Source organism: Caulobacter sp. BE254, from assembly GCF_031457295.1.
Lineage (GTDB): Bacteria > Pseudomonadota > Alphaproteobacteria > Caulobacterales > Caulobacteraceae > Caulobacter.
In genome coordinates this window covers 555,280-580,746 of record NZ_JAVDWJ010000001.1, presented here as the reverse complement: position 1 = coordinate 580,746, position 25,467 = coordinate 555,280, and the positions used below count along the sequence as shown (strand labels likewise).

Here is a 25,467-nt window from a genome sequence, read left to right as displayed (position 1 = left end):
GGGAAACGAATTGCAAGCGAAGATCAGCCCGAGACGCGCCCTGAAGGTCGCGCTCCTGTCGGCCACCATCATTGGCGGGGCGCCGGCGCTCGCCGCCGCGCAGGAAGCCGCGGCCCCCAGTTCGGCTCCCAGTGCAGCCGCCAGCTCGGACACGCTCGACGCGGTCGTCGTGACCGGCTTCAAGCAGAGCTACGCCAACGCCGTTCGCGCCAAGAAGAACGCCATCGAGATCACCGACGGCATCTCCTCGGACGGCCTGGGCCGCTTCCCGGACCTCAACGTCGGTGAGGCCCTGCAGCGCATCCCGGGCGTGCAGATCAACCGCGAGGCCGAGGGCCGCGACGCCACCATCAACCTGCGCGGCATGCCGGGCGAATACGCCCGCACCACGCTGAACGGCCAGTCGTTCGCCTATCCGCCGCTGCTGCGCGACAACCAAGGCACGCCGCTGGGCGCGTTCAACTCGGACATCTTTTCGGCCTTCGTGATCCAGAAGTCGCCGATGGCCAACACCGTGTCGGGCGGCCTCAGCGGCAATGTCGACATGCAGATCGCCCCGGCGCTGTCGCGCAAGGACGGCGGTTTCGCCAAGCTGTCCTACGAGTACAACGACCTGGGCGATCTGGGCGCGCCGGCCGCGACCCTCAGCTACAACAAGCACCTGACGGACGATCTCGCCGTGTTCGGGACGATCGCCTACAAGAAGGAAAAGTTCCGCCGCGACACCGTCCGGCTCAACAGCTACGACTATCTGACCTCGGCGATGACGGGCCTCTCGCCCACTCAGTTCAACAGCACCTACGGCCAGTATTTCTCGCCGACCGCATGCCCCACCAGCGCGACCTCGTACTGCCGATCACTGGCTCAGGCCTTGGGCATGAAGCAGGACGATTTGGTGAAGGCGGGCTACATCACCAGCAATACCGGTTCGACCAGCAACAACGGCATCTGGGCCAATAGCCAGATCCGCCAGTACACCCGCATGAACGTGGGCAAGGTCTGGTCGGGCTCGGCGGGCGTGGAGTGGAAGCCGAACGACAACACCAAGGTCGGTCTGATCGGCTTCTCGACCGATCGCAACCTGCCTGACACCACTCAATATTTCCTGATCAACACCGTCCTGCCGTCGTCCACGGCCGGCGCGGGCACGGTGATCACCCCGACCGGCACGCCGATCAAGACCAATGACGGACGCTATCTGTACGAGAGCTATTCGTTCAACAACATGAACGCGCTCTCCTCGACCCGTCTCTATTCCCAACACCAGAAGTCGAAGGGCCTGATCGGCAATATCGACTGGAGCAACGACGACTGGCGCTTCGCCGGCGCCTTGACCGTGTCGTCGGGCTACAACGCCTCGGTCGAGACCGAAGTCGACGTCGCCACCTACACCAAGGCGGGCGGCAACGGCATCACGGGCTCGCTGACCACGGGCCTGGATGACATCAGCGCCTTCAAATACTCGACCAGCCCGACGCCGCAGAACGCGATCGCCAACGGCCAGACCTGGACCTGGGGCGGCCCCGGCGACCCGACGTCGTTCTACAACAACGGTTCCAAGGCCAACTCGACCAACCAGATCCAGATCCAGGGCACCGAGAGCTTCGCCAAGAACGACCTGAGCACCGCCGCCTTCGACCTCGAGCGCTTCGTCAAGTTCGGACCGGTCAAGAGCCTCCAGGCCGGCGTGCGCCTCGAGCGCGAGAAGTACGTGTCGACCGGCTACCGGGTCTACGCCTACGGCGCTCAGTTGAACAAGATCACCTCGAGCATGATGGTCACGGCGCCGTTCGTCGACGACTTCATGGGCGGCTCCGCCGGCGACTACAATCGCAACTGGCAGGTGTTGAACATCCACCAGTTCCTGGACGCGGTCCGTCCGGTCACGCCCTATAAGGACGGCGGCCTCTCAAGCCAGGGCTTCAACATCCAGTACGCCGACAGCAGCTATTACGACAAGAACTTCACCAACGAGAACGACGTCAACGAGTTTTATATCCAGGCGAAGTACGACACCGAAATCTTCGGTCATGGCGTGCGCGGCAACTTCGGCGGCCGCTACGAAGACACCAAGAACACCATCACCACCCTGGACCGCGTCACCCCGCCGACCGACTCGATCGGCTCGGCCACGGCGTTCAAGACCGACGAATACAAGAACAATTACCACTACTTCCTGCCGTCGGCGATCTTCGTGGCCGACGTCACCGACGACCTGATCCTGCGCGGCGCCTACTACAAGACCTATGTCCGCCCGCACCCGCGCCAGTATTCGCCGTCGACCAAGGTCAGTCCGTCGCCGATCTTCAACAGCAGCCTGAGCTCGGGCTCGACCAACGTCTACGACGTCTCGGTCGCCATCGGGAACAACAGCCTCAGGCCCTACCTGGCCGAGTCGTTCGACCTGTCGCTGGAGTGGTACAACCGTCCCAACGGCCTGATCTCGCTGGCCTATTTCCACAAGAACATCACCAACCGCATCGCCACCACCACCGACCCGTCGATCATCTGTCCGGCCGACGGCTCGACCTGGGGCTTCGGCGCCCTGTCGTGGGACGGGACCTATTGCAACGCCACCAGCCTGAGCAGCGCCAACACCCAGGTCCACGTCAACGCCACCGGGTCCTACAACCTCGACAAGCCGACCACCGTCGAGGGCGTCGAGTTCAACATCCAGCAGAACCTCGACTTCCTGCCGGGCTTCTGGAAGAACCTGGGCGGCAGCTTCAACTACGCCTACACGACGTCCAAGAGCCCGGCGATCGCTCCGTTCCCGGGCATCTCAAAGCATAACGTCAACGTCATCGGCTACTACGAGACGCCGAAATACGGCGTGCGCATGGTCTACAACTATCGCTCCGATTACCCGCTGAACGCCAACGGCACCTATACCGGCAGCGCTCGCTCGGTGAAGGCGCGCGGCCAGCTGGACCTGTCGGCCTCCTACAACGTGACGGACAATTTCACCCTGTCGCTGGACGCCTACAACCTGACGGACTCCAAGCGTTTCGAATACGAGAACGACACCAAGGTCTCGCGTTGGGTCGACTATGATGGCCGCACCTACACCCTGACGGCGCGCGCCACCTTCTGATCTTCACTCCCCGTGAAGCCACCTGATAGCCGGTCCATTCGTGGACCGGCTATATTTTCGATTTCGGGGGAGGGACCCGGCGGGACATTCAGTTTCGGCGGCCCTCCTCGTTCCGTAGCCGGAGGATCTTGATGCCCGGACTTCGCGCGAGCCTGTCGCCCCTGTTGGTTCTGGTCCTCCTGGCGGCGTCATCCGCGGCCTGGGCCGAGTCCGACCGGCCGCTCTACAAGCTTCCCGCGCTGACGGTCGGCCTGGGCAACGACAACGAAGGCGACACCATCCCCGGGCCGACGCGGCCAAACGGCTCCATCCATCCGTCGCCCGAGACCCCCAACCCCAGCAACGCCGGCTACAACGCCGCCGAGCCGATCAGCGGCTTCGCCCAGCTGCATTCGCAAGGGTCGGGCGGCGTCACCACCTACGGCACGTTCCTGCTGTCGCCCCAGGTCGGGCTCGCCCAGTTCGATGAGGCCGCCCACCTGTCGCCCAAGGCCGACGAGGTCCTGGCGGCCGACGCCTATTCCGTCCGCCTGTCGCGCTACGACACGCGCGTCGAGGTCACGCCGGCCCACTATGCGGCGATCTATCGCCTGACCTATCCCGACACCGACCAAGCTCAGCTGGTGTTCGACGTGACGCGCAAGGTCGGTGGCCTGGTCGCCTCGGACCAGGCCGACGTCAAGCTGTTCCCGGCCGAGGGCAAGGTCGTCGGCCACGTCAAGGCCAAGGGCTACTGGAACCCCGCCCTGATCGACATCTGGTTCGTCGCCAAGTTCGACCGGAAGCCGACGGCCTGGGGCGTCTTCGACAAGCAGGACCGCAAGGCCGGGGCCATCGAGGGCAGGACCGGTCCGGACGAGCGTCTGGGCGCCTGGCAGACCTTCAAGACCACCGGCGACAAGCCGTTGCTGGTCAAGATCGCGGTGTCCTTCACCAGCGCCGAGACGGCCGAAGCCTTGCTGGACCGCGAGATCCCGGACTGGAGCTTCGAGCGCGTGCGCCAGGAAAACCAGGCCGCCTGGAACGACCGGCTGGGCGAGATCGAGGTCTCGGGGCTTTCGGACGCCCAGACCCGACGGTTCTACACCGCGCTCTACCACGCCTCGACCCACCCGCGGGACCGCTCGCTGGACCAGCCGGCCAAGGAGCTGGGCCGTCCAAACTGGGATGACCACTACACCCTGTGGGACACCTACCGGACGCTGTTCCCGCTGATGTCGGTGCTGCGTCCCAGCGAGTATGCGGCCAACCTCAATTCGCTGATCCACACCTTCGACAAGTTCGGCGCGGCCGACACCGCCATCATCGGCGGCCAGAACTACCATGTCGGCCAGGGCGGCGACGAGGTCGACAACGTGCTGGGCGAGGCAGCGCTGCGCGGGGCCCGGGGCGTCAACTGGACCGACGCCTGGCGCGTGACCCATTTCAACGCCTTCGAGCGCCGCCGCCCGCGCTATCTGGAAAGCGGCTATTTCGGCGTCGGCGACCTCAGCCCCGAACCGAACAACCAGCGCGCCAAGTCGGGCTCGTCGACCCTGGGCTTCGCCTTGAACGACTACTTCGCCGCCCAGGTCGCGGCCAAGGCCGGGCATGCCGACGAAGCCGAGGCGCTGACCAGGCGTTCGCAGAACTGGCGCAAGATCTGGAATCCGGAGACGGAGAGCGACGGTTTCAAGGGCTTCCTCATGCCGCGCTATCCGGACGGCAAGTTCCAGGACGTCGACCCCAAGCAGGGCTGGGACGGCAAGGTCCACAACAATGTCGGCTATTACGAGGGCACGGCCTGGATCTATTCCTACGGCGTGCTGCACGACCTGCCGGGCCTGGTCGAGGCCATGGGCGGGCGGGTGCGCTTCAACGAGCGGCTCAACCACGCCCTCGACGCCGGCCTGATCGACATCACCAACGAGCCCTCCTTCGCCACGCCCTGGCTGTTCCACAACCTGGGCCGCGCCGACCTGTCGTCCTATTGGGCCGGCGAGGTGTTCAAACACTTCACCGACACTGCCTATCCGGGCGACGAGGACGCCGGGGCCATGAGCTCCAACTACGTGTTCAACCGCCTGGGCCTGTTTCCGAAGCTGGGAAGCGACCTGTTCTACCTGCACGGGCCGCGCCACCCGCGCAGCCTGATCCATCTCGAAGGCGGCAAGACGTTGGAGATCGTCGCGCAGAACGCCGGCGCGGATCACCCGTACATCGCGGCGGCCAGCCTGGACGGCAAGCCGCTGCTGGGGCCCTTCGTTTCCCAAGGCCAGCTGCTGGCCGGCGGCGTGCTGCGCTTCACCATGAGCGACAAGCCCGGCCAGTGGGCCTATGACGGCGCCGTGCTGACCACCGAGGCCAGCGCGCCGGCCCTGACCGACGGCAAGACCTCGACCGTCTGGACAGCCTCGGCCGGCCAGTCGGCGGTGTTCGCCCGGCCGGCGGCGACCTGCTTGAAGGCCTACACCGTCAGCGTCGGCGCGGAAGAGGCCGATCCGACCGCGTGGCGGTTCAGCGGCTTCGACGGCAAGCGTTGGGTGAAGCTGGACCAGCGGCGCGGCGAACGCTTCGACCATCGCCACGCCACCCGGACCTTCGCGCTCGTGGCCAAGCCCTATGCCCGCTATCGGCTGGAGCTGACCGCGGGTAAAGCCATCCAGGTGGCCGAGGTCGAGCTGATCGCCGGAACCGGTTGCCGCTGACTTTCGGAGCCGCGCGATGATCCCGTTCCTTCGAACCGCCCTGGCCGTGTTCTTTCTGCTGTCGGCGGGCTCGGCCTGGGCCGGCGCGCCGGGCGAGCGGCTGGAGAAGGTGGTGATCCTCAGTCGCCACGGGGTGCGGGCGGCGATGTCGAGCCCCGAGCGGCTGGAGGAAACCTCGGCCCGGCCCTGGCCGCGGTTCTCGGTCCCGCCCGGCCACCTGACCGCCCGCGGCGAGACCCTGGCGGCTCTGATGGGCGGCTATTTCCGTGAGCGCTATGTCGCCGAGGGGCTGTTGCGCCCGGACGACTGCGGCGCGACCTACTACTGGGCTAACGTCACCCAGAGGACGATCGCCACGGCCAAGGCGGTCGCGCGGACCCTGTCGCCGGGCTGCGTCGTCGCCGTCGGCAACGTCGGGGAGGGGCGCGTGGACCCGATGTTCGAGCCGATCAAGGCCGGGGTGGTGGTCGCCGACGCCGACCTGGCGCGCGCCGCCGTCGCTGGCCGAGCCGGCGGCGACCTGACGGCCTGGAGCGCCAGCCATCGCGATGCGATCGAGCGCCTGGACGCGCTGCTGATGCAATGTCCGGTCGGTCCGTGCCCGCCGTCGCCCGGCAAGAGGCGGATCCTCGACGCCAAGCCGGGCTTCGTCGAAGGCGAGGACCTGGTCTCGCTGTGGGGGCCGGAAGCCTTCGCCTCCGGGGTCACCGAGAGCTTGCTGATGGCCTGGGCCGACGGCCAGGACTTCGCGGGACAGGGGTGGCGAGGCCTGGACGAGGATACGCTGACCCGCGTCTTCGCCCTGCACCAGGCGGAGTTCGACCTGCGGCTCCGCACGCCCTATGTCGCCAAGGCCCTGGGCGGTCCCCTGGCGCGACGGATCCTGGCGACGCTCGAAACCGGAGCCTCCGACGCGGCGATCGGTCCGACGGGCGCGCGGGTCGTCTTCGTCGCCGGCCATGACGGTACCCTGGCGGTGCTGGGCGGCCTGCTGCGCCTGGAATGGGCCTTGCCGGGCTATCAGCCCAACCAGATCGGCCCGGGCGGCGCCCTGGTGTTCGAGCGCTGGCGGCGCGCCGACGGCGTGCGCGTGATCCGCGCCCGCTTCACCGGCCAGAGCCTTCGCCAACTGCGCGAGGCCACGCCGCTGACCCAGGCGACGCCGCCGCCGGCCGCCCCGGTGTTCATTCCGGGCTGCAGCACGGCGACGCCAGCGTTCGACTGCCCCCTGGACCGGTTCGAAGCGATCGTGTCGCAAGCCTTGGACTCGTGACGAGCGGTCCGACCATGCATCATCCGAAGTACAAGACCCGCCACGCGTAGGGAGGCCTGGGCCGATGAACAGACTGAAGTCGATCTGGCGGAGCGTCCTGGCGCTCGTTCTTTGTCTCGGCGCGGTTCACGCGGCCCAGGCGCGAGAAGGGCGCGACGAGACCGGGACCCTCTTCACCGACAGCCTGGCGCGGGGCGGCTTCGTGCTGGTCGAGGCGGGACGGGCGCCGACCATCGTGGTCGATCCTGCCGACGCCGCCGTGGTGCGCCACGCCGCCGACGACCTGGCGGACGACATCAAGACCGTCACCGCCCAGCAGGCGACCGTCGCGGCCACGCCCGCCGGCAGGACGGCGATCCTGGTCGGGACGCTGGGTGGCAGCAAGCTGATCGACCAGATCGTCGCGGCGAGAAAGATCGATGTCTCGCGCCTGAACGGCGCCTGGGAAAGCTTCGTCATCGCCTCGGTCGACCATCCGCTGCCCGGCGTCGACAAGGCCCTGGTGGTGATCGGCAGCGATCGCCGGGGCACGGCCTTCGGCGTCTACGAGGTGGCGCAGGCCATGGGCGTGTCGCCCTGGGCCTGGTGGGCCGACGTCACGCCCAAGCATCGCGACACGCTGTTCGTCGCCCCCGGCGTCCACCGTTTCGGCCCGCCCTCGGTGCGCTACCGGGGCGTCTTCGTCAATGACGAGGACTGGGGGCTCTATCCCTGGGCGGCCAAGACCTTCGACCCCGAGCGCGGCGACATCGGGCCCAAGACCTACCGCCGGATCTTCACCCTGCTGCTGCGCCTGAAGGCCAACACCTTGTGGCCGGCCATGCACCACACCACCGCGCCGTTCAATTCCGATCCGGCCAACGCCAAGCTGGCGCAGGAGTACGGCATCGTCATGGGCTCGTCCCACGCCGAGGCCATGCTGCGCAACAATGTCGGCGAGTGGAAGGACGCGCCCGAAAAGTTCAACTACGCGACCAATCCCGACGGCGTGAAGGCCTATTGGGAAGAGCGCGCCAAGGCCAACGGCCCTTACGAAAACCTATGGACCCTGGGCATGCGCGGCATCCACGACACCGGCATGGTCGGGCCCAAGACCATGCAGGACAAGGTGGCGCTGCTGGACAGGATCATCGCCGACCAGCGCGAGATCCTGGGCCGGAACGTTTCGCCGGACGTGGCCAAGGTCCCGCAGATCTTCGTGCCCTACAAGGAGGTGCTGGACATCTACCGGGCCGGCGTCGCGGTTCCGGACGACGTCACTATCGTCTGGCCCGACGATAATTTCGGCTATATCCGCCAGTTCCCCAGCGCCCAGGAGGCCGGACGCAAGGGCGGGGCAGGGGTCTATTACCACCTGTCCTATCTGGGCTTTCCGTTGGCCTACCTCTGGCTCGGCACGACGCCGCCGGCCTTGGTGCAGGAGGAAATGATCCACGCCTGGGACAAGGGCGCACGCAACGTCTGGATCGCCAATGTCGGCGACATCAAGCCGGCCGAGATCGGGACCAGCCACTTCCTGGAAATGGCCTGGGACATCGACCGCTGGCGCGGCAAGACCCAGCGCCAGTTCCTGGAGGATTGGAGCCGCCGCGCCTTCGGGCCCGCCCTGGCCGGCAACACCGCCGACCTGATGGACCGCTATTACCATCTGAACTTCGAGCGCCGGCCCGAGCACCTGGAATGGCAACCACAGGCCGAGAGCCGCCACATGTCCAGCTACACGCCTGACGAGGTCAACGACCGCCTGCGGGCTTTCCGCAAGCTAGTGGCGGAGACGAAGGCGACCGGGGCCTCCGTGCCGCCGGAGCTGGCCGACGCCTGGTTCGAGCTGGTCGAGTTCCCGATCCGCATTTCGGCGGCCGCCAACATGCGGTTCTTCGCCGCCGAGCGGTATAACGAGTTGATCGACAACGACCAGGCGATGGCGCGGTCGGCCGGCGGCGCGGCCGTCGACGCCCAGGCCGAGATCACCGCCCTGACCGATCGCTTCAACAATCAGGTCGCCGGCGGCAAGTGGCGCTGGCTGATGCCCGAGGAGCCGGCCGACAGCCAATGGCGGATCTATCGCGCGCGCTCGATCCCGCTGCCGGGCTCCGGCCTGACCGCTGACCCAGCCCGGTTCCTGGCGGTGGTCGACGGCAATGCGCCCGCGGCCTCGCCGGTGCTCGAGGCCGAAGCGTTCGCCGCCAATACCGGCTGGCGCCTGGTCGAGGGCGTCGGTCGCGGCCGCGGCGTGATGGTGGCCGACGCGCCGGGCGCCGCCCTGACCCTGGCCGTCGACGTCGCGGGTTCCGACGGTCGCCGGGTTCAACTGGGCGTCCTGCCGATCTTCCCCGACGGCCAGGCTCAGGACATCGAACTGGACGTCAGCATCGACGGCGGCGCGGTCGAGCATGTGAAGCTGCCGCGCAAGGTCGGCTCTCCGGCCTGGGCGGAGGGCGTGCTGGACAACCTGCTGAAGGCGACGGTCGGCCCATCGTTGTCGCCGGGCCGCCATACCATCACCGTGACCTCGCGCACCGGCCGCGTCGCCCTCGACCGCGTGCGGCTGGTCCTGCCCGAGCAGGTCGCCGTGCACGAGAACCACTAGGGGAGGGGTTAAAGCCCGTTGGGCGGCGGCGTGAAGGTCGTCGCCCAGCGGGACGGCACGGGACCCATCGTCAGGTCCAGCACGCCGCCCTGGGCCAGTTCGGCGTGGGTGATCCAGGCGCGGTCCAACGCTTTGCCGTTCAGCTTGGCGGCCGTGACGTAGCGATTGGTCTCCGAGGTCGCCAGGGCCTGGATCGTGAAGGTCTTGCCGCCCTCCAGCGCCAGGGTGCTGCGCGTGAACAGCGGCGAGGCGATGTAGTAATAGGGCTGGCCGGCGTTGGGATAGAGGCCGATGGCGTTCCAGACGTACCAGCTGGACATCGCGCCGGCGTCGTCGTTGCCCGGCAGGCCGGTGCGGGCGAGACGATAGTGCTTGGCCATCAGCTGGCGGGCGATCTCGGCCGTCCGGTCAGGGCGGCCGGCGTGGATATAGAGATACGGCGCCAGGATGTCGGGCTCGTTGCCCTGCGAGTAGTGGCCGTCGAACAGGCGGTCCAGCCAGGTCACGAAGCCCTCGCGCCCACCGGTCTTGGCCATCATCCCGGCCACGTCCTGCGGCACGTAGGTCGAATATTGTAGCGAATTGCCCTCATAGAACGGGGCGTCCCACCAGGGTCCTGAACGGTCAGGATACTCGTAGGTGCAGCTGTAGTTCTCGACCCATTCGCCGTTGGGATAGCGGGGGCGGATGCATCCCAGCGTGTCGTCCCAGAGGTTCTTCCAGTTCCCCGACCGGGCCAGGTAGCGCCTGGCGTCCTCGGGTTTGCGCAGGGCCTTCGCGACCACGCCGATGGCGTAGTCGTCATAGGCGTATTCCAGGGTGCGCGAGGCCGAGCGGGTCTCCGTGAACGGCACATAGCCCAGCTTCAGATAGTCCTTCAGGACGCGGCCCTGCAGAAAGGGCTGGTCGCTGTCGACCTCGCCGTTCTTGCGGATCGCCTCATAGGCCAGGGCCTCGTCGAAGCCGCCCAGGCGCTTGACCACGGCGTCGGCGATCAGGATGTCGCCATTGGAGCCGCCCTGGGTCATGCCGTTGGCCCCGGCGATACGGGAATCCGGCATCCAGCCGGTGTGCTTGTAGGTGTCAATCAGGGAGCGGATCATGTCCCGCTGCCGCTGCGGCTGGATCACGGTCAGCAGCGGGTGCAGCGTGCGGAAGGTGTCCCACAGGGTGTAGAAGTCCTCGTAGTGGGGCTCGTCGGATTTCCACCAGACGTTCTCGCCGCTGAGGTCGTGCGGCATGGTGTGGGCGCGATAGAGCGCCGAATAGAAGATCCGCTGCTGCTCGTCCGAGCCGCCCTCGACCCGGATCTTGGCCAGGGCGCCGTTCCATTGCTCCCGCGCGGCCTGGCGATAGCCGTCGAAGTCCCAGCCGGGCATCTCCTCGGCCAGGTTGGCGTGGGCCTTCTCGGCGCTGACGAACGACACGGCCAGCTTCATCCGCACCTGACGGTCGCCGGTGGTGTCGAAGGTCAGATAGGCGCCCAGGCGGTTGGAGAACTCGCGCTCGGTGTCGTATTCGATCATCAGGCCTTGGCGGTTGGCGGGGCTCTTGACCTGCGACCCGCCTTCCAGGCGGCCGACGCCGGGCTGGGTCTCGAACCAACCCTGGCCCGCCTTCCACGCCCCGAACGCCTTGGCCGGACGATCGGCGACGGCGTGGAAGTAGAGGGTGTAGGGCGCCGGGTTCCAGCCGCCCTCGACCGTGACCTCGCCGGCCAGGGTGTGGTCGTCGATCAGCTGGACCTTGGCCAGCCGCACCCGCTGGCCGCGCCCGCGCATGGCGACCACCGAGCTGACGTCGAAGATCAGCTGGCTGTCGGCGACCGCGGGATAGGTCAGTCGCTGGAAGCCGACCCGGCGCGAGGCGGTCAGCTCGACCTTGATGCGCTCCGCGTCGCTGTTGCCCAGGCCCACGCTGTAATAGCCCGGCGAGGCCTGCTCGTCGGCCTTGTCGAAATGCAGGTGGTTCAGTCTCAGCGGTCCGACGGCGGGGGTGACGCGGAAATTGCCGTACTTGCCCGAGCCGCCCGTGCCGCTGACGTGGGTGTAGCTGAAGCCCATGATCGGGCTCCTGGAGTCGTAGCCGTTGGTGTCGGCGTTGGTGGTGTCGGGGCTCAGCGACACGAAGCCGAACGGCACGCCGGCGCCGGGCACGGTGTTGCCGCCGGCGACGCCGCCGCCGTCCACGCCGACGAACGGATCGGCCTTTTGCGTCAGGTCGGGGGGTGTAGTCTGGGCCTGCGCCGCGAGCGGCAGGACCCCCAGGGCGACGCCGAGAAAAAGGCCGCTCAGGGCGCGCATTGGCGTCAGGCCTTGTGGGTGCGGGCGTAGTGATCGAACGCCACCGCCGCGACGATGATCAGGCCGATCACCACCTGCTGGAAGTAGGAGCTGACGTGCATGATCACCAGGCCGTTCGACAGCACGCCGATCAGCAGCGCGCCCAGGATGGTGCCGCCCACGCCGCCGGATCCGCCGGTCAGGCTGGCTCCCCCGATCACCACCGAGGCGATGACCCGCAGCTCGTAGCCCGTGCCGGCCACGGCCTCGGCCGAGCCCAGGCGGGCCGACAGCAGGAAGCCCGACAGGCCGGCCAGGGCGCCGATCACCGCGTAGACGCTGGTGACGATGAAGTCGACATTGACGCCCGACAGCCGAGCGGCCTCGGCGTTGCCGCCGACGGCGTAGACCTGGCGGCCGTAGCGCGTGTAGCGCAGCACGACATGGCCCAGGGCCGCCACCAGCACGAAGACGGCGATCGGCACCGGCACGAACAGGATGTCGCCGGTGCCCCACCAGCGGTAGGCGGCGTCGAAGCCCGAGATCGGGCCGCCGTCGTTGAGGATCAGCGTCGCGCCGCGCCACACGGTCATGCCACCCAGGGTGACGATGAAGGCCGGCACGTGCAGCCAGGTGACCGCCTTGCCATGGACATAGCCGCCCGCCAGGCCCACCAGGCTGGACAGGCCCAGGGCGATCAGCCAACTCACCGGCGAGGGGCCGACGACCGTCGTCACCACATAGGCCGCCACGAGCGAGGCGAAGGCCAGCAAAGAGCCTACCGCCACGTCGATGCCGCCGATCAGGATCACATAGGTCATGCCGACCGCGATGATCCCGTAGATCGACACCTCGCTGAGGATGTTCAGCGCGTTGCGGATGGTCAGGAACCGCTCGTTGACCGCGCCGAACACGGCGATCAGCAGCAGCAGGAACAGGATGGTCCGGTGCTTGCGCGCGAAGGCCAGCGGGTCGAAGCGGCGCGGCGCAGAGGTCGCCTGGTCGGCCGCCGGATCGGGGGAAAGCGTCGGGGAGGAGGTCATTGGGGACGGTGTTCCATTCCTGCCGGCGGAGCCCGGCCGACGCCGGTCGCCATGTAGGCCATCAGGCCCTCTTCGGTGGCCGTCTCGCCGTCGAGGTCGGCGACGACCGCGCCTTCGCGGAAGACGACGATGCGGTCGCTGACGGCCATGACCTCGGCCAGTTCCGAGGAGATGACGAGGATCGCCACGCCCTGGGCGGCCAGGTCGGACAGCACCTGGTGCACCTCGGCCTTGGCGCCGATGTCGATGCCGCGGGTGGGTTCGTCGACGATCAGCACGCGCGGGGCCAGGGCCATCGAGCGGCCCAGCAGCACCTTCTGCTGGTTGCCGCCGGACAGCTTGCCGATCGGGGTTTCCTGGCTGGCCATCTTGACGCGCAGCTTGTGGCGATAGGTCTCGACCAGCTCACGCTCGGCGCGCTCGTCGATCCACTGACCCAGGCGGCTCAACGGTTTCAGGCTGGGCAGGCTGAGGTTGCGGCGGATGGAATGGTCGAGGAAGCAGCCCTGCTGCTTGCGGTCCTCGGGCACCATCATCACGCCGGCCCGGATCGCGTCGCGCGGCGACTTCAGTTTCAGCGGCTTGCCGTCCAGCCGGATCGACCCGCTGGCGATCGCGTCGGCCCCGAAGATCAGCCGGGCCAGGTCGGTGCGACCCGCGCCGACCAGGCCCGCCAAGCCGACGATCTCGCCTGCGCGCACCTCCAGCGAGACATCCTTCAGATAGCCGGGGGCCGCCAGGCGCGGGCGCTTCGGGGTCACCGTCTCGACTTTCAGGACGACGGGGCCGGGCTCGCCCGAGCGCGCCCGGCGGACGAACTCGACATGTCGGCCGACCATCAGGCGGATCATGTCGCTGACCTCCACCTCGGCCACGTCGCCGCTGGCCACATAGCGGCCGTCGCGCATCACCGTATAGCGGTCGCACATGGCCTTCACCTCGGCCAGGCGATGGGAGACGTAGATGACGCTGACGCCGCGCGCCTTGAGGTCGGCGATGATCGTGTGCAGGCGGCCGACCTCGCGGCTGCTGAGGGCGGCGGTCGGCTCGTCCATGATGATCAGCCGGGCGTTCAGCGTCATCGCCTTGGCGATCTCGACCATCTGTTGTTCGGCCACCGTCAGGCGGCTGACCTGGGCGTTCGGATCCAGCGGCAGGCCCAGTTCACCCAGCAGGGCGTCGGCGTCGGCCCGCAGGCGTCGCCAGTCGATCAGACCCCAATTTCCTGAACGGGGCCGCTTCGGCTCGCGACCCAGGAAGATGTTTTCGGCGACGCTGAGCTCGGGAAAGAGGTTGAACTCCTGATAGATCGTCGCAATGCCCAGCTGCTGGCGGCGCAGGGGCGCGTCGCGCGGATCCAGCGGCTGGCCATCGAAGATCACGACGCCTTCGTCGGCCGCGTGGGCGGCCGACAGGATCTTGATCAGGGTCGACTTGCCCGCGCCGTTCTCGCCCAGCAGGGCGTGGACCTCGCCGCGCCCGACCTCGAGCCGGACCCGGTCGAGGGCGCGCACGCCGGGAAAGCTCTTGCTGACCTGGCTGACGTCCAGAAGCGTCATCACACCGATCCGTCGCGGACTATTTCACTTCCGAGATGCGCGAAGCCTCGGAAAGGTTGGCGCTGGTGATCAGCACGGGGGTCAGGCTGACGCTCTTGGGCGCCGCGCCGGTCTTGATCTTGGCCACGGCCTGGCGAAGGGCGGTGCGGATCTGCTGGCCGGGGTTCTGTTCGACCGAGGCGACCATCTCGCCGGCCTTGATCCGGGCCAGGGCCTCGGGGATGGCGTCGAAGCCCAGCACCTTGATCTTGCCCGGCGCGAAGCCCCCCGCGCGGACCGCTTCGAGGGCGCCCATGGCCATGTCGTCGTTCAGGCACAGGATCACGTCGGGCGGATCGTCGTGCATCGAGGTCAGCACGTTCTGGGTGACGGTCAGGGCCTGGTCGCGCTTGGAGTTGGCGGTCTGCTCGGCAGCGATCTTGAACGCCGGGCCGCCGGCCGCGAGGCCCTCGTGCACGCCCTTGACCCGCTCGATCGAGCTGGAGCTGCCCGGATCGTTGGTGATCACCACCACGCGCGCGCCGCCGGGATAGGTCTTGACCACCCAGTCGGCCATGGCGCGGCCGCCGGCCACGTTGTCGGCGCCCACGTGCGGCACCGGGACCTTGGCGCCGGAGATGTTGCGGTCGACCGAAATCACCGCCACGCCCTGTTCGGCCAGTTCGTCGGCGGCCGTGGCCAACGCCTTGGAATCGGTCGGGGCGATGATCACCACCTTGGCGCCCTGCACCGCCGCGGCCTCGAGATCGGCGATCTGCTTGGACGAGTTGTTCTGGGCGTCCATCACCTGGACCTTGACGCCCAGCTTGGCGGCCTCGTCCTCCAGTTCGCGGCGCATGGCCACGAAGAAGGGCTGGGAGAGGTCGTTGAAGCTGACCACGACCTCGGCGGCGTTCTGGCCGCCGCGCCCGCAACCGCCGAGCAGTCCGCCCGCCGCCGCCGTCAGCCCCAGTCCGGCCGCTAGGCCCAGGAAGCGCCGGCGCGATGTGGGGGTGCGGTTCATGGCGTTTCTCGTCTCTCTAACGGTATGTTTATGGGACGTGGAGCATCGCCCGGTTTTTCTTCGACACAAGAATGGAATATAAATTCCATGTCAAGAATGTCGGGAAGGTGCGTTTCATTTCTGCGGTGATCGCGCCGACGATGGGGCGCTTTCGACGCCCTTTCTCCCAAAGGGCGTCGATTTCCGTCACGAAGCTACAGCTTCACGACCTGGCCTGTCCGGACCGACTGGCCGGCCGCCTCGGCCAGGGCCAGGGCCTCGACGCCGTCGGCGTAGCCGACCGAGGGCAGGGTTTCGCCGCGGATGATCTGCGCGAAGTGCGCCATCTCGCGACGGTAGGCCTCGGCGTAGCGGTCGAGGAAGAAGTTCTGGAAGGCGTCGCTGGTCGCGCCGGCCTCGCCCCAGACCGAGACGGTGCTCTCCATGACGTTCTCGGCGCGGACCAGGCCCTTGGACCCGAAGGCTTCGATGCGCTGGTCGTAGCCGTAGCCGCTGCGGCGGCTGTTGCTGATCACGCAGAGCTTGCCCGAGGCGGTGCGCAGGATGATCTTGGCCGTGTCGACGTCGCCGGCCTCGCCGATCGCCGGGTCGACCAGGCAGCTCGCGGCGGCGAACACCTCGGTGATCGGCTCGTCCAGCAGCCAACGGGCCATGTCGAAGTCGTGGATGGCCATGTCCTTGAACAGGCCGCCCGACACCTTGACGTAGGCGACCGGCGGCGGGGCCGGGTCGTGGCTGGTGATGTGCACGGTCTCCAGGGCGCCGACCACGCCGGCCGACAGGCGGGCCTTCAAGCCCTGGAAGCTCGGGTCGAAGCGGCGGTTGAAGCCCAGGAACAGCTTCACGCCCCGGCCGCCCAGTTCGCCGGCCGCCGAACGGGCGCGGGCCAAATCCTGGTCGATCGGCTTCTCGCAGAACACCGCCTTGCCGGCGGCGACGGCCTTCAGGGCGTAATCCAGATGGGTGTCGGTGGAGCTCGCCACGATGACGCCGTCCACCGACGGATCGCCGAGGGCGGTGTCGAGGTCGGTGACGACGGCGCCGGTTTCGGCGGCCAGGCCGTCGGCGGCCGCGGCGATCGGGTCGACCACGTACTTCAACCGCAAGCCCGCCTGGCCGGCGACGTTCTTGGCGTGGATGCGGCCGATGCGGCCCGCGCCCAGGATCGCGATGTCGTGCATGGGAACCTTCATACTCTGGGAAGAACAGGCCAGGAGATCGGGCGCGCGAGGACGTTGGGCGGCGGCGCCTCGCGGCTGGAACGGCGAAGGCGGAACGAGCCCGTTCGATCACCGTTCAATCGCGCAGTCTGGATCACCATCGCCTCCTCGTCCGGCTCGTGGCTTGGCCGGGTTTCGCCACTCGTGTAACTTGGAACGAAAATTCTCTCTACAATTAAAGTGGAATTTCTTGCCGCGGGCGAGGGGTCTGGTGTTTACACGCGGAACGGATATTCTAACTTTGGATCAGTTGTGTCGGGGCCCCGATGACCGAAGAGACCATGACGGCGAACGCGCCGGCCAGCGCCGATGAATTGAGGACGGCGATCCTCGAACGCTACGACTCGCTTAGCAAGCGCCTGCAGCAGATCGCGCGCTATGTGCTGGACGAACCCAACGAGATGGCGCTGGAGACCCTGGCCGTGATCTCCGAGCGCTGCGGCGTGCAGCCGTCGGCGATCGTGCGGTTCGCCAAGTCGTTCGGCTATCCGGGCGCGAGCCAGATGCAGCGGCTGTTTCGCGACGGCCTGCTGTCGGGGCATGCGGGCCTGGGCTATGGCGAGCGGGTGCGCCACTTCAACGAGGCGGTCGCCAAGAAGCCCGAGAGCGGGGCCGACGTGCTCGCCGAGTTCGTCGAGGGCAACACCCTGGCCCTGCAGAACCTGGGACAGACGGTCAGTGAAGCCGACATGGCCAACGCGGTGAAGCTGATCGACAAGGCCGAGACGGTGTATGTCGTCGGTTTCCGCCGGTCGTTCCCTGTCGCGTCCTACCTGGCCTATTCGCTGCAGCAGTTGAACAAGCGCACGCTTTTCATCGACGGCGTGGCCGGTCTGACCAAGCAGCAGGTCCAGACCATCGGTCCCAGGGACCTGCTGATCGCGGTCAGCTACCACCCCTACGCCGAGGAAACGGTGCACGCGGTCGAGATGGCCTCGCAGCGCGGGGCCAGGGTCCTGTCGATCAGCGACAGCCTGGTCAGTCCGATCGCCAAGGCGGCCAGCCTGGTTCTGCACGTGCGCGAGTCGGAGGTGAGGACCTTCCGCTCGTTGGCCGCCTCGATCTGTCTGGCCCAGGCCCTGGTGATCGGCTTCGCCTTCGCGGCCAGCAAGAAGAAGAGCAAGGCTCACGCGGGCTGAACCATCTGTTCCATTCCCTGGTGGAAATGAAATGGATATTGCGAGCGTTCTGATGTTGGAATATGCGTTTCACACAGCGGGTGGAAAACCGGCGGCAGAGTAACGTGGAACCCGTATGGCGCAGGACTCAAAGACCCTTGATCTGATCGCCGTGGGCCGCTCCAGCGTCGACCTCTATGGCCAGCAGGTGGGCGGCCGTCTGGAGGACATGGCCTCGTTCGCCAAGTATCTGGGCGGCAGTCCGACCAACACCGCTTCGGGCGGCGCGCGCCTGGGCCTGAAGACGGGTCTGCTGACCCGGGTCGGGGCCGACCACATGGGCCGCTTCATCCGCGAACAGCTGGCCCGCGAGGGCGTCGACGTAGCCGGCGTACTGTCCGACCCCGACCGCCTGACCGCCCTGGTGATCCTGGGCATCCGCGACAGGGTGAACTTTCCGCTGATCTTCTACCGCGAGAACTGCGCCGACATGGCGCTGCAGCCGTCGGACGTCGACGAGGCCTGGTTCGCCCAGGCCGGGGCGGTGCTGATCAACGGCACCCACCTGTCGCAGCCCAACGTCTACAAGACCAGCCTGAAGGCGGCCCGCGCCGTGAAGAAGGCCGGCGGCCGCGTGGCCTTCGACATCGATTATCGGCCGGTGCTGTGGGGCCTGACCGGCAAGGACGCCGGCGAGAACCGGTTCGTCGCCAACCGGCAGGTCACCGAGAAGCTGCAGGAGGTGCTGACCCTCTGCGACCTGATCGTCGGCACCGAGGAGGAAATCCATATTCTGGGCGGTTCGACCGACACCGTCACAGCCCTGCGCGCCATCCGAAAGGGCAGCGACGCCCTGCTGGTCTGCAAGCGCGGCGCCGATGGTTGCGTGGCCTTCCCGGGCGCGATCCCCGACAGCCTGGACCAGGGCGTCAGCGCCCGGGGCTTCCAGGTCGAGGTGTTCAATGTGCTGGGGGCGGGCGACGCCTTCATGGCCGGCTTCCTGCGTGGTTGGCTGCGCCACGAGCCCGTCGAGACCTGCTGCGAATGGGGCAACGCCTGCGGGGCGATCGTCGTCTCGCGCCATGGCTGCGCGCCCGCCATGCCGACCTGGGTCGAGCTGCAGGCCTTCCTCGGCGAGCGGGAACGTCCGTTCCGCCTGCGCGAGGATGTCGAGCTGGAGCACATCCACTGGGCCACGACCCGCGAGCGCGTCTATGACGAGCTGACCGTCCTGGCCGTCGACCATCGCAGCCAGTTCCTGGACCTGATCGCCGAGACCGGCGGTGATCCCGGACGGATCCCGCACTTCAAGACCCTGGCCTTGCGCGCGGTCCAGCAGGTGGCCGGTCGCGACGAGGCGCGTTTCGGCATGCTGCTGGACGGCCGCTTCGGTTTCGACGCCCTGGCCCAGGCCGCCGACCACGATTACTGGATCGCCCGCCCGATCGAGCTGCCCAAGTCGCGTCCGCTGGAGTTCGAGAGCTCGGCCGACGTCGCCACCGAGCTGACCGAGTGGCCGCTGGACCATGTGGTCAAGTGCCTGGTCTTCTATCACCCCGACGACGAGGTCGACCTTCGCGAGCGTCAGGAGCGCCAGCTGCTGCGGCTGTTCGACGCCTGCCGCAAGACCCGCCACGAACTGCTGCTGGAGCTGATCCTGCCCGCCGACATGGCCAGCGACAGCCACACGGTGGCGCGCGGCATTCGCCGGCTCTACGGCCTGGGCGTCCGGCCCGACTGGTGGAAGCTGGAACCGCTGACCGATCCCGCCGCCTGGCGCGAGATCGAGGTCGCCATCGCCGAGAACGACCCGCTGTGCCGGGGCGTGGTGCTGCTGGGGTTGTCGGCGCCGGAGGACGAGCTTCTGGCGTCGTTCGCGGTCGTCGCGCCGTTCCCCATCGTCAAGGGCTTCGCCGTGGGCCGGACCATCTTCTATGATGTCGCCCGCGAGTGGCTGGCCCACCGGATCGACGACGACGCGGCGGTGGCCGCGCTGGTCGGCAAGTTCCAGGTGCTGGTCGATGCGTGGAGGCGCCTGCGCGGCGCCGCGGAGAAGGCGGCCTAGATGGCTCACGCTCGTCTCACCGCCGCCCAGGCGACCGTCCGCTGGCTCTGTGCGCAATATGTCGAGACGGGGGAGGGCGAGATCCCGTACTTCGCCGGGGTCTGGGCCATCTTCGGTCACGGCAACGTCGCCGGGCTGGGCGAGGCGCTGCACGGCGTCCGAGACCTGCTGCCGACCTGGCGCGCCCACAACGAACAAGGCATGGCCCACGCGGCCATCGCCTTCGCCAAGCAGTCCCGACGCGAGCGGGCCATGGTCTGCACCACCTCGATCGGCCCCGGCGCCACCAACATGGTTACGGCCGCCGCCCTGGCGCATGTGAACCGCCTACCGGTGCTGTTCCTGCCCGGCGATGTCTACGCCAGCCGGCGGCCCGATCCCGTTCTTCAGCAGATCGAGGATTTCGGCGACGGCACGGTCAGCGCCAACGACTGCTTCAAGCCGGTGTCGCGCTATTTCGATCGGATCACGCGGCCCGAGCAGATCCTCGACGCCCTGCCGCGGGCCCTGGCGACGATGCTCGATCCGGCCACCTGCGGCCCCGCGACCTTGGCCTTCTGTCAGGACGTCCAGGCCGAGGCGTTCGACTATCCGGAGGGCTTCTTCGCCAAGCGCGTCTGGCGCATCCGCGCGCCGCGCCCCGATCCGAGAGAGCTGGCCGACCTGGTTTCCCTGATCAAGGCGGCGAAAAAGCCGCTGATCGTGGCGGGCGGCGGGGTGCTCTACGCCCGCGCCGAGGCCGCGCTGGCCACAGTGGCCTCCGCCGCCGGCCTGCCGGTCGCCGAGACGCAAGGCGGGAAGGGGAGCCTGGCCTGGGACCACCCGCTGAACCTCGGGGCGATCGGTGTCACCGGCACGACCGCCTCGGTGGCGGCGGCGGAGGAGGCCGACCTCGTGATCGGCGTCGGCACGCGCCTGCAGGACTTCACCACCGGCTCGCGCGCCCTGTTCGGGGCGGCAGGCCGCAAGCTGGTCCAGATCAATGTCGCCCCGCACGACGCCCATAAGCACGGCGCGACCGCCGTGGTCGGCGACGCGCTGGCGGTGGTCGAGGCCTTGGCCGAAGCGCTCGACGGCTGGCGCGCCCCTGACGCCTGGACCGCCAAGGTCACGGGCCGTGTCGCCGGCTGGAACGCGATCTTCGACACCGCGACCAAGGCCGACGACCGGCCGTTGCCGACCGACGCCCAGGTGCTGGGCGCGGTGTGGCGGGCCTCGTCCGACGACAGCGTCGTGGTCTGCGCCGCCGGCGGCTTGCCGGGCGAGCTGCACAAGCTGTGGCGCACCCGCGCGCCGGGCGGCTATCACGTCGAATACGGCTTCTCGTGCATGGGCTACGAGATCGCCGGCGCCGTCGGGGTCAAGCTGGCCGCGCCGGACCGCGAGGTCCACGTGATGGTCGGCGACGGCAGCTACCTGATGCTCAATTCCGAGCTTGCCACCTCGGTGATGCTGGGGACCAAGCTGATCGTCACCGTCCTCGACAACCGGGGCTACGGCTGCATCAACCGCTTGCAGGCGGCGACCGGCGGCGCGGCGTTCAACAACCTGCTGGCCGACACGGTCCACGAGACCCTGCCGGACATCGACTTCGCCGCTCACGCCAAGAGCCTGGGCGCGCGGTCGGAGAAGGTGGCCAACCTCGCCGAACTCGAGGCCGCGTTGCGGCGCGCCAAGGCCAGCGACCGGACCTATGTGGTGGTCGTCGACACCGACCCCATGCCGACCACGCAGGGCGGCGCCTGGTGGGACGTGGCGGTGCCGGAGGTCTCGGTGCGTCCCGCGGTCAAGGCCGCGCGGGCCGACTACGAAGACAAGATCAAGCAGCAGCGTACGGGAGACTAGACGCCCATGACCATCCGTTTCGGCGTGAGCCCCATCGCCTGGATCAATGACGACATGCCCGAGCTGGGCGGCGACACCCCGCTGGAGAGCGTGCTGGCCGACTGCCAGGCGATCGGCTTCGAGGGCGTCGAGCTGGGCGGCGTGTTCCCGCGCGACCCTGCGGTGCTGAAGCCGCTGCTGGACCGCTACGGCCTCGACCTGGTCGGCGGCTGGTATAGCGGGAGCCTGCTGGTCCAGTCGGCCGACGACGAGATCGCAGCCTTGCAGCCGCACCTCAACCTGTTGAAGGCCATGGGCTGCACCGTCTTCGTCCATGCCGAGACCAGCAACGCCATCCACGGCGACAAGACCAAGGCCTTGTCCGCGACCCCGCGCCTGGACGCCGAGGGCTGGAAGCAATTCGGCGCCCGCCTGACCCAGGTGGCCGACTACATCCAGGGGCAGGGCCTGAAGTTCGCCTATCACCATCACCTGGGCACGGTCGTCGAACGGCCCGAGGACCTGGAGGCCTTCCTGGCCAGCACCGGTCCGTCAGTCGGTTTGACGGTCGACACCGGCCACGCGGCTCTGGGCGGGCTGGATCCGGTGTCGGTGATCCGCGCGCACCCCCAGCGGGTCGCCCACGTGCACTGCAAGGACATCCGCGGCGAGGTTTTCCGCAAGGTCATCTCGCAGGACGGCGGCAGCTTCCTGGAGGGCGTCCTGGCGGGCATGTTCACCGTGCCGGGCGACGGGTCGCTGGACTACGCGGCCGTCATGCGAGCCCTGGCCGAGATCGGCTATTCCGGCTGGATCATCGTCGAGGCCGAGCAGGACCCGGCCATCGCCAATCCGCGCGAATACGGCGAGATCGGCCTGGCGACCCTGAAGACGGAAGCCGCCGCCGCGGGCCTGTGGGCGGCGTGATGAGCAAGCTGCTCGTCCGTCCCCATGCGCCCGACGCCTCCGGCTCGGTCCTGGAAATCACCCCACAAAGCGCCGGCTGGAGCCATGTCGGCTTCCAGGTGGTCAAGCTGGCGGCCGGCGAGACCTTCGAAGGTTCCGACCCAGCCCGCGAGACCTGCGTCGTCGTAATGAGCGGAACCGCCGAGGTGACCGCTGGCGAGGTGTCGTTCGGAGCGATCGGCGGCCGGACCAGCGTGTTCGAGGACAAGGCTCCGGGCGCCGTCTACGTGCCGGCGGCCACGGCTTACGCCGTGACCGCCGTGACCGCCATCGAGCTGGCCCTCTGCACCGCGCCCGGCAAGCCGGGCGGGCAGGCGCGGCTGATCGCCGAGGCCGACATGCCGCGCGAAACGCGGGGGAAGGGGACGAACACGCGCCTCGTCCGCAACATCCTGCCCGAAACCGCGCCGGCTGACGGCCTGCTGGTGGTTGAGGTGATCACGCCGGGCGGCCACTGGTCCAGCTACCCGCCGCACAAGCACGACACCGCGGCCGAGGGCGAGGAGACCGCGCTGGAGGAGACCTACTACCATCGCCTCAACCCGCCGCAGGGCTTCGCCTTCCAGCGCGTCTACACCGACGACCGCAGCCTAGACGAGACGGTCTGCGTGCAGGACGGCGACGTGGTGATGGTGCCGCGCGGCTATCACCCGGTCGGGGCCCCGCACGGCTACGACCTCTACTACCTCAACGTCATGGCCGGACCGCACCGCAAGTGGATCTTCCGCAACGACCCGGCCCACGACTGGATCATGCGGCAAGCGTGATCCCCGACCCCTTCGAGAAGGAGCGCGTCATGCGCAGCATTCCCCATTTCGTCGGCGGCCGCGCCGTCGAGGGCGCGTCCGGACGCTTCGGCGACGTCTTCGATCCCAACACCGGCAAGGTGCAGGCGCGGGTGGCCCTGGCCTCAACCTTCGAGCTGGACGCCGCCATCGCCAACGCCAAGGCCGCCCAGCCGGCCTGGGCGGCGACCAATCCCCAGCGCCGGGCGCGGGTGATGTTCGAGTTCAAGCGCCTGCTGGAAGTCCATATGGACGAACTGGCGGAACTGCTGTCGTCCGAGCACGGCAAGGTCGTCGCCGACTCCAAGGGCGACATCATGCGCGGCCTGGAAGTCATCGAGTTTTCCTGCGGCATCCCGCACCTGCTGAAGGGCGAGTACACCCAAGGCGCCGGCCCAGGGATCGACGTCTATTCGATGCGTCAGGCGCTGGGCGTCGTGGCGGGCATCACCCCGTTCAACTTCCCGGCCATGATCCCGATGTGGATGTTCGGCCCAGCCATCGCCTGCGGCAACGCCTTTATCCTCAAGCCCTCCGAACGCGATCCGTCCGTGCCGGTGCGTCTGGCCGAGCTGATGATGGAGGCCGGCCTGCCGCCGGGCATCCTGAACGTCGTCCACGGCGACAAGGACTGCGTCGAGGCCATCCTCGACCATCCCGACATCAAGGCCGTCAGCTTCGTCGGCAGCTCGGACATCGCCCAGTCGGTGTTCCAGCGGGCAGGGGCGGCCGGCAAGCGCGTCCAGGCCATGGGCGGGGCCAAGAACCACGGCATCGTCCTGCCCGACGCCGATCTCGACCAGGCGACGGCCGACATCATCGGCGCGGCCTACGGCTCGGCCGGCGAGCGCTGCATGGCCTTGCCGGTGGTCGTTCCTGTCGGCGAGAAGACCGCTGTCGCCCTGCGCGAGAAGTTGGTCGCCGCGATCAGCGGGCTTCGCATCGGCGTCAGCACCGACCACGACGCCCATTACGGCCCGGTGGTCAGCGCCGCCCACAAGGCGCGGATCGAAAGCTACATCCAGATGGGCGTCGACGAAGGCGCCGAACTGGTGGTCGACGGTCGCGGTTTCTCGCTGCAAGGCCACGAAGAGGGCTTCTTCGTCGGCCCGACCCTGTTCGATCACGTCAAACCGACCAGTCGCTCGTACCAGGACGAGATCTTCGGCCCGGTGCTGCAGGTGGTCCGCGCCGAGAGCCTGGCCGAGGGGATCGGCCTGGCCTCGCGCCACCAGTACGGCAACGGCGTGGCGATCTTCACCCGCAACGGCGACGCCGCCCGCGAGTTCGCCGACCAGGTCGAGGTCGGCATGGTCGGGATCAACGTGCCGATCCCGGTGCCGGTCGCCTATCACAGCTTCGGCGGCTGGAAGCGCTCGGGCTTTGGCGACCTGAACCAATACGGCCTGGACGGCGTGCGCTTCTACACCCGGACCAAGACCGTGACCCAGCGCTGGCCCAAGGGCGGGGCGGTGCTGGACCAGAGCTTCGTCATTCCGACCATGCGCTGACGGTCGGGCGACCGGCGGATTCTCGTTCCACGGAGCTCAAGTCGGCGCAGCCGCCCCGATCTCGGCGGTGGCCCGGGAGGCCTTGGCCGAGGCGTCGCTATCGTTTGTTACGGGGGCGTTGGCGCGGTGTGGAATGGTCGCGAAAAAAGGCACTAAATTGGTCTTGTTGGTCCTTGGGGCTCGGTATGACGGTTCGGATGTATACTATTGAATATATTGACAAATATTGCGATTGGCGTCTTCCGTCGAGCGTATAACCAATCGAAATGGCGCCCATGTTTCCATCAGCCGTAAATTCCAAGTAAAATAAGGGGTTGTGCGCTTTGACCCTCCTCGAACCCCACCCTACGGTGCCTTGGGAGCGGCCCATATAGGTCTCTAAATGGTCTGCTCGAAGTGGCCGCGAGCGCGGCGTCGCAACGGCGCGATCCATCGCGCCGTCGGTTT

14 protein-coding genes and 1 pseudogene are annotated in these 25,467 nt (G+C 68.0%); 10 read left to right on the top strand and 5 right to left on the bottom strand.

Annotated features, from left to right (window positions below; all coding sequences use genetic code 11):
• The first annotated feature begins 10 nt into the window (after window positions 1–10).
• The 4 genes and pseudogenes from J2X41_RS02610 to J2X41_RS02595 form a co-directional block, all read left to right on the top strand.
• Window positions 11–3,094 carry a TonB-dependent receptor gene (locus tag J2X41_RS02610; RefSeq protein ID WP_310079376.1) on the top strand — a complete coding sequence of 1,028 codons (3,084 nt, stop codon included), beginning with the start codon at window positions 11–13 and terminating at the stop codon, window positions 3,092–3,094.
• Between the two features lie 131 nt (window positions 3,095–3,225).
• The gene (locus J2X41_RS02605; RefSeq protein WP_310079374.1) at window positions 3,226–5,781 is read left to right on the top strand and encodes a GH92 family glycosyl hydrolase; all 2,556 of its coding nucleotides are present in this window, start codon (window positions 3,226–3,228) and stop codon (window positions 5,779–5,781) included.
• A gap of 16 nt (window positions 5,782–5,797) precedes the next feature.
• Window positions 5,798–7,054, top strand: coding sequence for a histidine-type phosphatase (locus J2X41_RS02600; protein WP_310079372.1), 1,257 nt, complete (start codon window positions 5,798–5,800; stop codon window positions 7,052–7,054).
• Between the two features lie 178 nt (window positions 7,055–7,232).
• Window positions 7,233–9,644: pseudogene (locus J2X41_RS02595) on the top strand (glycosyl hydrolase 115 family protein); the annotation flags it as partial.
• 8 nt (window positions 9,645–9,652) lie between these two features.
• On the opposite strand, the gene J2X41_RS02590 reads toward J2X41_RS02595, so the two are convergent.
• The 5 genes from J2X41_RS02590 to iolG form a co-directional block, all read right to left on the bottom strand.
• Window positions 9,653–11,947, bottom strand: coding sequence for a GH92 family glycosyl hydrolase (locus J2X41_RS02590; RefSeq protein WP_310079370.1), 2,295 nt, complete (start codon window positions 11,945–11,947; stop codon window positions 9,653–9,655).
• Between the two features lie 5 nt (window positions 11,948–11,952).
• A complete protein-coding gene (locus J2X41_RS02585) occupies window positions 11,953–12,969 on the bottom strand; it encodes an ABC transporter permease (protein WP_310079367.1) in 1,017 nt (338 codons plus the stop codon).
• Complete coding sequence (locus J2X41_RS02580) at window positions 12,966–14,528, bottom strand: sugar ABC transporter ATP-binding protein (protein WP_310079365.1); 1,563 nt, start codon at window positions 14,526–14,528, stop codon at window positions 12,966–12,968. The genes J2X41_RS02585 and J2X41_RS02580 overlap by 4 nt, the downstream gene beginning before the upstream one ends.
• Before the next feature lie 19 nt (window positions 14,529–14,547).
• Window positions 14,548–15,531: a sugar ABC transporter substrate-binding protein gene (locus tag J2X41_RS02575; protein ID WP_310079363.1), complete on the bottom strand. Its 984-nt coding sequence runs from the start codon at window positions 15,529–15,531 to the stop codon at window positions 14,548–14,550.
• A gap of 194 nt (window positions 15,532–15,725) precedes the next feature.
• Window positions 15,726–16,712, bottom strand: a complete 987-nt coding sequence (iolG, locus tag J2X41_RS02570) for an inositol 2-dehydrogenase (protein ID WP_310079361.1) — start codon at window positions 16,710–16,712, stop codon at window positions 15,726–15,728.
• Between the two features lie 305 nt (window positions 16,713–17,017).
• Between iolG and J2X41_RS02565 the strand changes: the two genes are divergently transcribed.
• From J2X41_RS02565 to J2X41_RS02540, 6 genes are all read left to right on the top strand, one after another.
• Window positions 17,018–17,890 carry a MurR/RpiR family transcriptional regulator gene (locus tag J2X41_RS02565; RefSeq protein ID WP_310079359.1) on the top strand — a complete coding sequence of 291 codons (873 nt, stop codon included), beginning with the start codon at window positions 17,018–17,020 and terminating at the stop codon, window positions 17,888–17,890.
• Between the two features lie 115 nt (window positions 17,891–18,005).
• Window positions 18,006–19,934, top strand: a complete 1,929-nt coding sequence (gene iolC / locus J2X41_RS02560; RefSeq protein WP_310079357.1) for a 5-dehydro-2-deoxygluconokinase — start codon at window positions 18,006–18,008, stop codon at window positions 19,932–19,934.
• A complete protein-coding gene (gene iolD, locus J2X41_RS02555; protein WP_310079355.1) occupies window positions 19,935–21,779 on the top strand; it encodes a 3D-(3,5/4)-trihydroxycyclohexane-1,2-dione acylhydrolase (decyclizing) in 1,845 nt (614 codons plus the stop codon).
• A 6-nt stretch (window positions 21,780–21,785) separates the two neighbouring features.
• Window positions 21,786–22,685: a myo-inosose-2 dehydratase gene (gene iolE, locus J2X41_RS02550; protein ID WP_310079353.1), complete on the top strand. Its 900-nt coding sequence runs from the start codon at window positions 21,786–21,788 to the stop codon at window positions 22,683–22,685.
• The gene (iolB, locus tag J2X41_RS02545; RefSeq protein WP_310079351.1) at window positions 22,682–23,491 is read left to right on the top strand and encodes a 5-deoxy-glucuronate isomerase; all 810 of its coding nucleotides are present in this window, start codon (window positions 22,682–22,684) and stop codon (window positions 23,489–23,491) included. Before iolE ends, iolB begins: the two co-directional genes overlap by 4 nt.
• Window positions 23,492–23,520: 29 nt before the next feature.
• Window positions 23,521–25,020 (top strand): CoA-acylating methylmalonate-semialdehyde dehydrogenase, encoded by a 1,500-nt coding sequence (locus J2X41_RS02540; protein WP_310079348.1) that lies wholly within the window; start codon window positions 23,521–23,523, stop codon window positions 25,018–25,020.
• Window positions 25,021–25,467: the final 447 nt, after the last annotated feature.

Coding starts and splice junctions, on each gene's coding strand:
- J2X41_RS02580 (WP_310079365.1), bottom strand. CDS start 14,528: ATGACGCTTCTGGACGTCAGCCAGGTCAGCAAGAGCTTTCCCGGCGTG.
- J2X41_RS02600 (WP_310079372.1), top strand. CDS start 5,798: ATGATCCCGTTCCTTCGAACCGCCCTGGCCGTGTTCTTTCTGCTGTCG.
- J2X41_RS02540 (WP_310079348.1), top strand. CDS start 23,521: ATGCGCAGCATTCCCCATTTCGTCGGCGGCCGCGCCGTCGAGGGCGCG.
- iolE (WP_310079353.1), top strand. CDS start 21,786: ATGACCATCCGTTTCGGCGTGAGCCCCATCGCCTGGATCAATGACGAC.
- iolG (WP_310079361.1), bottom strand. CDS start 16,712: ATGCACGACATCGCGATCCTGGGCGCGGGCCGCATCGGCCGCATCCAC.
- J2X41_RS02590 (WP_310079370.1), bottom strand. CDS start 11,947: ATGCGCGCCCTGAGCGGCCTTTTTCTCGGCGTCGCCCTGGGGGTCCTG.
- iolC (WP_310079357.1), top strand. CDS start 18,006: ATGGCGCAGGACTCAAAGACCCTTGATCTGATCGCCGTGGGCCGCTCC.
- J2X41_RS02585 (WP_310079367.1), bottom strand. CDS start 12,969: ATGACCTCCTCCCCGACGCTTTCCCCCGATCCGGCGGCCGACCAGGCG.
- iolD (WP_310079355.1), top strand. CDS start 19,935: ATGGCTCACGCTCGTCTCACCGCCGCCCAGGCGACCGTCCGCTGGCTC.
- J2X41_RS02565 (WP_310079359.1), top strand. CDS start 17,018: ATGACCGAAGAGACCATGACGGCGAACGCGCCGGCCAGCGCCGATGAA.
- J2X41_RS02575 (WP_310079363.1), bottom strand. CDS start 15,531: ATGAACCGCACCCCCACATCGCGCCGGCGCTTCCTGGGCCTAGCGGCC.
- J2X41_RS02605 (WP_310079374.1), top strand. CDS start 3,226: ATGCCCGGACTTCGCGCGAGCCTGTCGCCCCTGTTGGTTCTGGTCCTC.